This is a genomic window from Kocuria tytonicola (assembly GCF_003687455.1).
Lineage (GTDB): Bacteria > Actinomycetota > Actinomycetes > Actinomycetales > Micrococcaceae > Kocuria > Kocuria tytonicola.
In genome coordinates this window covers 1-10,707 of sequence record NZ_PHOA01000084.1, presented here as the reverse complement: position 1 = coordinate 10,707, position 10,707 = coordinate 1, and the positions used below count along the sequence as shown (strand labels likewise).

At 64.3% G+C, this 10,707-nt stretch carries 8 protein-coding genes and 1 pseudogene; 2 read left to right on the top strand and 7 right to left on the bottom strand.

Translation table 11 applies throughout. The annotated features are described in order from the left end of the window. Positions 1-3 precede the first annotated feature (3 nt). Positions 4-1,611: a malate synthase A gene (gene aceB / locus CWC38_RS09175; RefSeq protein WP_121846461.1), complete on the bottom strand. Its 1,608-nt coding sequence runs from the start codon at positions 1,609-1,611 to the stop codon at positions 4-6. A 221-nt stretch (positions 1,612-1,832) separates the two neighbouring features. On the opposite strand from aceB, the gene CWC38_RS09170 reads away from it, so the two are divergent. Both CWC38_RS09170 and CWC38_RS09165 read left to right on the top strand, forming a co-directional pair. Beyond that, a complete protein-coding gene (locus CWC38_RS09170; protein ID WP_121846460.1) occupies positions 1,833-2,594 on the top strand; it encodes an IclR family transcriptional regulator in 762 nt (253 codons plus the stop codon). A 441-nt stretch (positions 2,595-3,035) separates the two neighbouring features. Beyond that, complete coding sequence (locus tag CWC38_RS09165; protein WP_165860382.1) at positions 3,036-5,171, top strand: KAP family NTPase; 2,136 nt, start codon at positions 3,036-3,038, stop codon at positions 5,169-5,171. A 724-nt stretch (positions 5,172-5,895) separates the two neighbouring features. Here the strand turns inward: CWC38_RS09165 and CWC38_RS12580 are convergent. From CWC38_RS12580 to uraD, 6 genes and pseudogenes are all read right to left on the bottom strand, one after another. Next, entirely contained in the window at positions 5,896-6,018 is a 123-nt protein-coding gene (locus tag CWC38_RS12580; RefSeq protein ID WP_276309574.1) for a hypothetical protein, read from the bottom strand. Between the two features lie 27 nt (positions 6,019-6,045). Continuing rightward, positions 6,046-6,932 (bottom strand): annotated as a pseudogene (gene rfbA / locus CWC38_RS09160) (glucose-1-phosphate thymidylyltransferase RfbA). Positions 6,933-7,111: 179 nt separating this feature from the next. After that, positions 7,112-8,671, bottom strand: coding sequence for a nucleobase:cation symporter-2 family protein (locus tag CWC38_RS09155; protein WP_121846458.1), 1,560 nt, complete (start codon positions 8,669-8,671; stop codon positions 7,112-7,114). 95 nt (positions 8,672-8,766) lie between these two features. Next, entirely contained in the window at positions 8,767-9,651 is an 885-nt protein-coding gene (pucL, locus tag CWC38_RS09150; protein ID WP_121846457.1) for a factor-independent urate hydroxylase, read from the bottom strand. Positions 9,652-9,723: 72 nt separating this feature from the next. After that, positions 9,724-10,050, bottom strand: coding sequence for a hydroxyisourate hydrolase (gene uraH, locus CWC38_RS09145; protein ID WP_121846456.1), 327 nt, complete (start codon positions 10,048-10,050; stop codon positions 9,724-9,726). Further along, positions 10,047-10,541 carry a 2-oxo-4-hydroxy-4-carboxy-5-ureidoimidazoline decarboxylase gene (gene uraD, locus CWC38_RS09140; RefSeq protein ID WP_121846455.1) on the bottom strand — a complete coding sequence of 165 codons (495 nt, stop codon included), beginning with the start codon at positions 10,539-10,541 and terminating at the stop codon, positions 10,047-10,049. The genes uraH and uraD overlap by 4 nt, the downstream gene beginning before the upstream one ends. Positions 10,542-10,707 lie beyond the last annotated feature (166 nt).

Sequence of the window (10,707 nt, the reverse complement as noted above, 5' to 3'; positions counted from 1 at the left end):
GTGTCACTTGCTGCCTTCCATGAGGTCGTAGGCGGAGAGCGTGAGGAACGCGGGGTAGTCCTCCCGGAGCACCATGTCCGAGATGAGCTTGCCCGCGGGCACGAACCACTTCTCGTAGTTCTCGGCGTCGATCTCCCCGCGCAGCACCTCCAGCTGCCGGTCCAGGGCCTCCGCCACGATCTCGCGCGTGGCAGTGTTCCCGGTGTCCGTGTAGACCACGCCGTTCTTGATCTGCTGCCAGATCTGCGAGCGGGAGATCTCTGCGGTGGCGGCGTCCTCCATGAGGTTGTGGATGGCCACGGCGCCGCTGCCGGAAAGCCACACGGCCACGTAGCGGATGGCCACGTAGAGGTTGGCGTTGAGCTCCTTCTCGGTGCGCTGGTCACCGGCGGAGGGCACGTCCAGCAGCATCTCGGCGGTCACGTCCACCTCGGGGCGCTGGTGGTCCACCTGGTTCGGCTTCTCCCCGAGCACCTCGTCGAAGACCTCCCGGCACACGGGCACGAGGTCCGGGTGGGCCACCCACGAGCCGTCGAAGCCGTCCCCGGCCTCACGGGTCTTGTCGTTGCGGACCTTCTCGAACGCGGCCCGGTTGATCTCCTCGTCCTTGCGGGACGGGATGAACGCGGCCATGCCACCCATGGCGAACGCGCCGCGCTTGTGGCACGTCTGCACCAGCAGGTCCGTGTAGGCGCGCATCAGGGGAGCGGTCATGGTCACCGCGGAGCGGTCCGCCAGGATGAACTTTTCACCGGCGTCCCGGAAGTACTTGATGATCGAGAACAGGTAGTCCCAGCGCCCGGCGTTCAGGCCGGAGGCGTGGTCCCGCAGCTCGTAGAGGATCTCGTCCATCTGGAACGCGGCGGGGATGGTCTCGATCAGCACGGTGGCGCGCACGGTGCCGTGCTCGATGCCCAGGTACTCCTCCGCGAACGTGAAGACGTCGTTCCACAGCCGCGCCTCCAGGTGGGACTCCATCTTGGGCAGGTAGTAGTACGGTCCCTGTCCGTTCTCGATCAGCTGCTTCGCGGTGTGGAAGAAGTGCAGCCCGAAGTCCGTGAGGGAGCCGGAGCCGGTCTTGCCGTTGACCGTGATGTTGTACTCGGGCAGGTGCCAGCCGCGCGGGCGCATGACCACCACGGCCAGCGGGGCGTCCTCACGCAGCTTGTACGTCTTGCCCTCCGGCGAGGTGAAGCCCAGGGTGCCGCGTGCGGCGTCCCGGAGGTTGGCAATGGCATCCACCTGGTTGGCCCAGCTGGGGGAGGCGGCGTCCTCGAGGTCCGCGAGCCACACCTTGGCGCCGGAGTTCAGGGCGTTGATCGCCATCTTGGCGGGCGAGGCCGGGCCGGTCATCTCCACGCGGCGGTCCTGCAGCGCCTCGGGGGCCGGGGCCACCTTCCAGTCGCCCTCGCGGACCGCGCGGGTCTCCGGGAGGAAGTCCATGGTCCCGGACTCGGCGGCCTTCTCGCGGGCGGTCTCGCGCTGGCCGAGCAGCTCCTCGCGGCGGTCCGCGAACTTCTCGTGCAGCGCCTCGACGAATGCCAGCGCATCCTCGGAGAGGATCTCGTCCGCGGCGGCCACGTTCTGCGGAGTGGTGTGGGTGATGCTCATGGAGTGCCTCCAAGTATCCGTATTGTGGAAAAATTATTCCATTACCATGAGTTTAGACATAGGATGTGACCCAGGACAAGGCCCTGCTGAGACGCGGGCCACACATGCGCGGCGTCACCGAGATCGCCCGAACCCGGCCGTGGCCGTCCGGTCCGGCCGCGGCGCGAGCTGGCTGGCGGTGAGCCCCGCACGACACCATCGACGACCGAGGGAGCGCACGGATGCCAGAGGCCAGGAGCGCGGGCGGGGTGCAGTCCGTCGAACGGGTCTTCGGCCTGCTCGACATCATCACCGCCGCCGGGGGAGAGATCTCGCTGAGCGAGCTGGCCTCCAGGGCGCAGCTGCCGCTGCCCACCATCCACCGGCTGCTGCGCACGCTGATCCCGCTGGGCCACGTGCGCCAGCTGCCCAACCGCAGCTACGCGCTGGGCCCGGGGCTCATCCGGTTGGGCAACGCCGCGGGGCTCGCGCTGGGCACCTACGCGCAGCCCGTGCTGCAGGGGCTCGTGGACGAGCTGGGGGAGTCCGCGAACATGGCCGTGCTGGACGGGCGCATGGTCGTCTACGTGGGACAGGCGCAGTCCTCCCACTCCATGCGCATGTTCACGGAGGTGGGCCGCCGCGCCCACCTGCACGACACCGGGGTGGGCAAGGCCATCCTGGCCACCCTGCCGCAGGAGCAGGTGGTCTCGATCGTCACCTCCATGGGCATGCCCACCCCCACCGAGAAGAGCCTGGGCACGGTGGAGGAGCTGCTCGCGGACCTGGAGCTGATCCATGAGCGCGGCTACGCCGTGGATGACGAGGAGCAGGAGATCGGCGTGCGCTGCTTCTCGGTGCTCGTCCCGGAAGCTCCCACCCCCACGGCGATCTCGGTCTCCGGGCCCACCACGCGCGTGGACTGGGAGTTTGGCGACCGCGCCGTGCCCCTTCTGCTCGACGCCGCCCAGCGACTCTCCGCGCAGTTCGCCTCGGCGGGCTGAGCGTTTACGCGGTGCGGATAAGCGTCTCGTTCCAAAAGCAATCAGCTTTGTCACTCGCTCATTTCGATCTTGGCTCGGTCCGATGGTGCGCGTCAGAAAGAGATCATCTTGTAGGAAATAGGCCGGTGCGGCAATGATCGGTTCACCGCCTCATTGCGACGCCCCATTTCTAAACAACGAACGTGATAGCAACACCGCGCCGTGTTGTAGTTAGGCGGAAAATGCCCGACTACCCCGGCCTCACGGGGCGAATCCACTTCGAGGGAAAGGGGGCCCTTTTGCGACTGCGCCCCAGAAATCTTCGTTCCCTCGGCAGTACGCCTCCACTGGACCCTCCAGCACGGGAACTGATCGCTGGATTCACAAAATATGAACCAACTGTCATGCCCTGCCACAGCCGCTTCACGTGCTTTGCTCGAGGGAACAGGTAGAGTTGTCAACATGAACACCCCCTTGCAGAACTGGATAGATGAACCCATCCATTGCAAAGAGGAGGACACTCTTCAGCGCATCCATTTAGCCGAGCAAGCCGCCCGCTTGGTAGTCAGTGCCCACTCCTGGGAAGCCAGCGTGGTGTACGGGTTGACCGGTCCCTGGGGTAGCGGGAAAACTTCGATGGTGGAACTCATCGTTGAAGCACTCAAAGAGAGAGATCCTGAGTGGCGAGTTGCTCGTTTCACCCCTTGGGCTACGAGTGACGTGAGTTCACTGATGTCAGAGTTTTTCGCAGCTCTGGAGGCCGCCCTGCCAGAAGATGGAAGAGACAGCGCTCAAAAGGCGTTGCGAGTATGTGCGAGGGTCGCCGGTCCGTGGCTCGGCCTCATCCCCATCGTCGGGCCAGCTCTTCAAGGAAGCGCCGGGATCCTCGCCGATGCGGCCAACCCACAGATGCCGTGGGATGAGGCGTTCGCAGAAGCCTCAGCGTCGCTGAGAGAGCTTGACACTCCTGTGCTCGTGGTCGCCGATGACATCGATCGTCTCCAGGCTGATGAGCTATTGGCTCTTCTTAAAGTTGTTCGCCTTCTGGGTCGTTTTCCTGGGGTCCACTATCTGCTGGCGTACGACGAGCAAACACTAATAGAAAATCTTCGGGGAGCGAGCATCGGTGTTGCTGACGCGGACCGAGCCCGCTTGTTTATGGAGAAGATCGTTCAATATCCTCTGACTGTTCCCCCATTATTAACGCATCAAATGCGCTGGCGACTGGGGAATGGACTCAGTGACCTACTGGGGAATCTGAGGCGTCTATGGGGTGAAAATGATACTCGAATGAGTGATGTGTTTCCCTTTATTGAATCCCAACTGACGACTCCGCGTGCAATTGATCGATTCTTGGCCCAGGTGCGGCACTATTTGCCTCTGCAAAAACAAAATGAGGTCAATGATGTGGACGTCATCCTCTTGACGTTTCTGCACCTTCAGTTCCCCGATTTGTACAACGCCCTGCCCCGATGGAAAAACGTCCTCACAGGGGTCCAACAGGAGCTGGACAAGGTGCTGGGGCGGCGGGAGGATATTCAGCCGCAATGGGACGAGCTGCTAAATCTTGTCCATGATAGGGGTGGTCGCCGGGACGCTAGCGAGGTCATGAAAGCCCTTTTCCCCGCATTGAATCCCTATTCGGTGAGAAATCGATCGGCACCTAGGGTTTGTGTACCTGACTACTTCAACCGATATTTTGCTCATACTATCCCTCAGGCAGACATCGCCGACGCTGAGATCCTTTCCGCCCTTGAGCATGCAAGCACACCAGAGTCGGATGGAAATCTGCTGGTGTCGCTACTCACTGAGAACTCATACGCTGAACGTATCGACTTGGTCCTAAAAAAACTCCGTGCCCTTTATGGCCCAGAGTCTTCGGCGCCCGGGGCGCCAGCGGTCACTTTGGATTTAATTCGGGTGGTTGCCGGTCAAATTCCCAAACTCGAACACACCTCGCGAATGTTCAGCAGCCCCCGCGACCAAGGCCGTTATTTACTCGCTGATATTTTGGAACGCCTTCCACCTACCAGCCCCGAAGAACTTGAAGGGGCCTTGGCAGCTTGTCCTGACTGGGTGGAGCGGGCGCAGATCCTTCGCCTCGCGCTGAGTCGTGATTCTAGTTCTGCATCTCCGCAGGCCCCTGAGGCGTTAACTGGGGCCGCAGCGTCCCTCACCATGGAAATCAGCAACGAACTTTTGAGGCATTTAGGCCAACGCGATAATGCTGATATCAAATCTTCGCCCTATATCGGGTTCATGTTCGTCGAGATGTTTGGGGAACCTGGTGATCTTCGAAACAGGATTTTAACTCGCATCAAACAAGGACAGTTTACTACCGAGGACTTGGCTGCCCGGTTTGTGACAACCCAGCACCTCGTTGGCTCACGAGAGCCCGTCTCGCAGATCGGCGATTTTAGTCAAGATCTTTTTGCCACCTTTGCTCCCGCGCGTGACATGCTTTACTCTCGATGTAGAGAGGATGTAGAAACTTCAGATATTTCATGGGCCAATCGGCGCGCCTTCGTTCGTGGGCGGGTTCAGCCGCCGGATGCGTCGCGGTCAGGCGGCTATGCGTCGTCACCCAGCGATGTTTAATCGAACCGTGTCGTGCAGCATTCATGTGCGGAGCTCAAAGGTGTATATGTACATCCGTCGATCGGTTTGCAACATCAAGAAATAGGCTTTCGGTTCTGGGTTTAAGCAATAGTTTTTATTTGAAATTCGATCACTCGTATTCCTTTAATCGTTTGAACTTTATTTTCAAGCAATTCAGCGGCCACTGGGATCGATTCAGCAAGGAGGGTGATTACCTTAGTCTTATCGGATGGTTCTGACTGGCCTTTGGGGCAAGGGTGCTTGCCTTCGTCGGCTATTCTCGGTGAGAAGCTGTATCATCAAAATTTAACGTTCCTCAAGGATCGAATATAAATGACTCGAATGCGGGTGGGCTCGTTGGAGTAGACTCTTGGTGACGATAATGAGGTTATCTGTGGTGTGCTGGGCATGAAGGGCGAGGGGTTGCACGACGATACTATGACGGCAAATGGTGGGCGTGGAACCACATTAACAATGTCATGCCATTCTGCGGCTGGGGCATGACAAAATAAGGTGCTCGATATAGGCTCTCCGCCAGGCCGCGATGACCCCGTGTTGCACTGTGCCGTGAGCCCCACGTTCAACAAAGTCAGCTACTTCCTCATTGCGGTCGACTGGGGAAAATGATCCGCTGGCGATGAGAATTAACTTACGTGGATCGGCGTGGGGAGCACTGCGTTGTGGATCCTGACCACGTCATCACGGGTCAGTTGAATCCAGGAGCTCACCGATTCTTGAGCAGTTCGTTCACGCCAGCGAGCTGCTTTTGCGACGTAGTAATGAGCGCGTCCAACTCATCCAGAGTCAGACGTACAGGGGCAGGCCCCTCCGGCGTCTGTGCGCTCATGCCGTTGTCCTTTCGTTGAGAAGGGTTCTACGGTGCGGCGTCGTCGCCGGCCTCGCGCAGCAGGGACTCGAGGTACGCGCCGTAGCCGCTCTTGGCGAGATCAGCGGAGCGCTCGCGCAGCTCGTCGTCCGAGAGCAGTCTGAGGCGCCACGCGACCTCCTCGGGGGAGTCGATCGAGGTGCCCTGCCGTGCCTGGACCGTGCGGATGTAGTTGGTGGCGTCCGCGAGGGAGTCGAACGTGCCGGTGTCCAGCCACGCCGTGCCGCGCGGGAGCACGTGCACCGAGAGCTCACCGCGGTCCATGTACGCACGGTTGAGGTCGGTGATCTCGAGCTCGCCGCGCGCGGACGGGGTGAGGGCCCGGGCGAAGTCCACGGCGCGGTTGTCGTAGAAGTAGAGCCCCGGCACCGCGTAGTGGCTGCGGGGTCGGGCGGGCTTCTCCTCGATGGACACCGCCCGGCCGGAGGTGTCGAACTCCACCACGCCGTACGCGCTCGGGTCCGCCACCCGGTAGCCGAAGATCACCGCCCCCTCCACGTCCTGGAAGCGGCGCAGCTGCGTGCCCAGACCGGGGCCGTGAAAGATGTTGTCGCCCAGCACCAGGCACACGCTGTCGTCCCCGATGTGCTCCGCGCCCAGCACGAACGCCTGGGCGAGCCCGTCCGGCGAGGCCTGCTGCGCGTAGGTGATGCGCACCCCGAACCGTGAGCCGTCCCCGAGCAGACGCTCGAACTGCTCGGCGTCGTGCGGGGTGGTGATGACCAGGACGTCCCGCCCCCCCCGGCGAGCAACAGCGTGGACAGCGGGTAGTAGATCATCGGCTTGTCGTACACCGGGACCAGCTGCTTGCTCACGCCCAGGGTCACGGGGTGCAGGCGGGACCCCGTGCCGCCCGCGAGGATGATGCCCTTCATGTCCCTATTGTGGCAGGAGTCCATGAGCGCGCATGGAGGACGACGGCGCTCCGCTGGTCTGCGCCCACAGCGGCGGTTGGCTGCCGGGCTGGGCGCGGAGTGGAATCCCGGTGCGTGCCGGGAACGCGACGAGGCCGCCCTCCCGCGGGAGAGCGGCGTCGTCGCCGGGGCGGGGAGCCTCAGTGCTCCTCGGGGTCCTTCTTCACCTGCGGGATCTCCTGGGTCAGCGGGGCGGGGACCACCTCGCCGGCCGCGGTGATCACCGGGACCTCCTTGCCCTCGGAGTCCAGGAGCCTGCCGTCCTTGACGGTGTCCCCCTCCTGCAGGTGGCTCTGCAGGTGCTCGAGCGCCTCGACGGGCACGTAGCGCACGGGTGCCTCCGTGAAGACGGAGCCGCTGCCCGCCGGCGGGTTGCCCAGCCTGATCTCGTTGAACAGGATGTTCAGCACCACCGCGGCCACGGCTGCGGAGCTGATGCCCGAGTGGAGGATGGTCTCGAACCAGGTGGGGAACCCCGCGTAGATCTTCGGCGCCGCAATGGGCAGCATGCCGATCCCGATGCTCGTGGCCACGATGATCAGGTTGGGCGTGCCCTCGTACTTCACCTTGCCGAGGGTGCGGATGCCCGACGCCGCCACGGTCCCGAACAGCACGATGCCGGCGCCTCCCAGCACGGGCACGGGCACGGCCGCGACCACGCGGCCGAGAACCGGCAGCAGGCCCAGCACCAGCATGATCACGCCGCCGGCGGTCACTACGAACCTGCTCTTCACGCCGGTGATCGCCACCAGGCCCACGTTCTGCGCGAACGCGGACTGCGTGAACCCGTTGAACACGGGGGAGATGAAGGAGGCACCCATGTCCGCGCGCAGGCCGTCGGCAATGCGCCTGCGGTCGATGTCCGTGTCCACGATCTCACCCACCGCGATGATGTCCGCGGTGGTCTCCGTGAGGATCACGAGCACCACGATGGTCATGGAGATGATCGCCGCGGGCTGGAACGTGGGCGGACCGAAGGCGAACGGCTGCGGGAAGGCGAACAGGGCGCCGTCGCCCACCCGCGAGAAGTCCGCCATGCCCAGGACCACGGCCAGCAGGGTGCCCAGCACGATGCCGAGCAGGATGGACAGCCGCGAGACCACGGCGCTGCGCACCTTGGACAGCAGCATGATGATCAGCAGGGTGGCCCCGGCCAGGCACACGTTGCGGAAGATGGCGTTCTCGTCACCCTTGGCGGCCACCGCGGCGCCACCCATGGCCCACTGCGCGGCCACCGGGAACAGGGACAGCCCGATGGTGGTGATGACCACGCCGGTGACCACGGGCGGGAAGAAGCGGATGATGCGCGCGAAGAACGGGGCCACCAGGAACCCGATGGCGGCGGAGGCCATCACGGCTCCGAAGACCGCCTGGATCCCACCGCCACCGTTGACGATCGCGGTCATGGTGGCCACGCCCGCGAAGGACGTGCCCTGGACCAGGGGCAGCTGGGAGCCGAAGAACTTCACTCCGAAGGACTGCAGCACCGTGGCCAGCCCACCCACGAACAGGCAGCACGCCACGAGCAGCGCCTGGTCGTTGGCGGGAAGCCCCGCGGCGCCACCCACGATCAGCGGTGGCGCGATGATCCCGCCGTACATGGTGAGGACGTGCTGGAAGCCGTAGCCGAGGCTCGGGCCGACGCCGAGGAACTCGTCCTCGGGCCGCGTGCGTGCCGCGGCGGTGGTGGTTGAGGACATGGGAAGAGCCTTCCGAGAGGGATGCGGGACCGGCCCCCGCCGTGGAGCTCGGGTGGCGGAGGCCGGTCCCGCAGAGCAGTGGCGGGTCCTGGGGATCAGCAGAAGCCGGTGATGCCCATCCAGGCGTGCTCGTCCGGCTGCGCGTCCTTGCGCTGGACGGTCGCCTCGATCAGACCGAAAGGGCGGTCCGCCGCGTAGTGGGTCTCGTTGTCGTTGGGCAGGTCGCAGAAGCTGAGGTCGTACACGAAGTGGTGCTTGTTGGGGCACGAGAACTTGATCTCGTCGATCTCCGGGTGCGCCTCGATCACGGCCTTGCCCATGAGGTACAGCGTCTCCTGCAGGGCCCGGGAGTAGTGGTCCGTGAACTTCTCCAGGATGATCTTCTTGACGTCCGCGTACACGGCGTCGAAGTCAACGTCCGTGGTGTTGTAGCGCCAGCGGGTGGCCACGTCCGTGGACATGATCCGGTCCGTGGTCTCCGGCAGGGTGGTGTAGCGGTCCCTGGGGTAGCCGTGGAAGCCGGACTCCGTGGACTTGAGCACGGTGAGGTCCTTGAACCCGGAGATCACCGTCTGCTTCTCACCGTCCGTGACCAGCACGGAGGTACGGACCTCCTGCTTGTTCTGCACGAAGCAGTGGTTGCTGTCGTTGATGCGGTCCCACGCGTGCTCGTCCGCGGCCCAGCGGCCACCGGAGACCCACTCGAACTCGGACGTGAAGTGCTCGGAGAGCTTGAGCAGCAGCTCCTCCGGGGAGTTCACGCCGTACTGCTGCACGAACGCGAACACGGTGTTCTTCTGGGTGTCCGTGGGGACGCAGTGGCCGTTGTCGCCCTGCGTGTGGACGGCGTCGAAGTCGCCGCGCAGCTGGGACGTGACCACCAGGTCACGGATCACGTGGCGCTCGGTGCCGCGGTGGATGCGCACCACGTGGTTCTCCGCCTTGCCGTACTGGTTCTTGCCGAGGATCACTTCGGTCATGGTCGTCTACTCCCTCGTGGCGGGTGCTTGCTGGTGGATCGGCAGTCGTCGACGCTCGGTCGGCTCCTGGGGTCAACTGCCGCGGTACGTGGAATACGCGAACGGGCTGAGCAGCAGGGGCACGTGGTAGTGGCCCTGCTCCTCTCGCGCCGTGAAGTCCACCGAGACGAACGGGTAGAACGTCTCCATGCCGCGGCCGGCGAAGTACGGCTCGGTCGCGAACACGATCCGGTAGTGGCCGGACTCCAGGGTGTCGGGGCCGAGCTCGCTGACCCGGCCGTCCTCGTCGGTGGTGGCGGTGGCGATCGTGCGCCCGTCACCGGTGAGGAGCGTGACGTCGATGCCCTGGGCGGGGCAGCCGTGCACGGAGTCGAGGACGTGGGCGGAGATGAAGCTCACGAGAGCATCCCTTCAAGTCGCAGGACGGCGATCTCGCGCAGCTGCTCGGCCACCTCGCGGCGCTCGTCCTCGGGGGTGTTGGTCGTGCGGCGGCGTGCCTCGGACAGTATCTCCGGGAGGCTGCGCCCCGCGGCGCGGATCAGGAACACGTGGCCGAAGCGCTGCTGGTAGTCCAGGTTGGCCTGCGCGAGCTCGGCCTCCACGGTGGCGTCCGCGGACCCGAGCGAGGCCTGCTCACCCCGGGAAAGGGCGGCCTCCGCGGAGTCACCCGCGGCGCGCTCGCCGATCATCGGATGGTGGGACAGCGCGCGGTCCAGCTCCTCGTCCGTGAACGGGTGGGCCGCGGTGCGTGCCGTCTCCAGGGCAGCGGCCACCGAGGCGTAGGGGCGGGTGGCCACCACGGCGTCGATCCACCGTGGCACGTCCAGGGCGGGGCGCACGGCATCGGCCGCGGCGCGGGGATCCAGTGCGTTGAACGCGGAGAGGTTCACGGCCCGGCCTCCTCGGGGGGTGTGCGAGCTTCCCGTTCCGGGATGCGGAAAGACAATTTCACCGCCCCTCAGTGAACTGGATCACAAGGGGTCGCGTCAAGGTGGCACGGCGGCCACCGCCCCCACCCGTTCCCGGAGTGAGCCGCCGGCCGCCGCTGGTCTCCGC

Coding starts and splice junctions, on each gene's coding strand:
- CWC38_RS12580 (WP_276309574.1), bottom strand. CDS start 6,018: ATGAGCGCACAGACGCCGGAGGGGCCTGCCCCTGTACGTCTGACTCTG.
- CWC38_RS09155 (WP_121846458.1), bottom strand. CDS start 8,671: ATGTCCTCAACCACCACCGCCGCGGCACGCACGCGGCCCGAGGACGAG.
- aceB (WP_121846461.1), bottom strand. CDS start 1,611: ATGAGCATCACCCACACCACTCCGCAGAACGTGGCCGCCGCGGACGAG.
- pucL (WP_121846457.1), bottom strand. CDS start 9,651: ATGACCGAAGTGATCCTCGGCAAGAACCAGTACGGCAAGGCGGAGAAC.
- CWC38_RS09170 (WP_121846460.1), top strand. CDS start 1,833: ATGCCAGAGGCCAGGAGCGCGGGCGGGGTGCAGTCCGTCGAACGGGTC.
- CWC38_RS09165 (WP_165860382.1), top strand. CDS start 3,036: ATGAACACCCCCTTGCAGAACTGGATAGATGAACCCATCCATTGCAAA.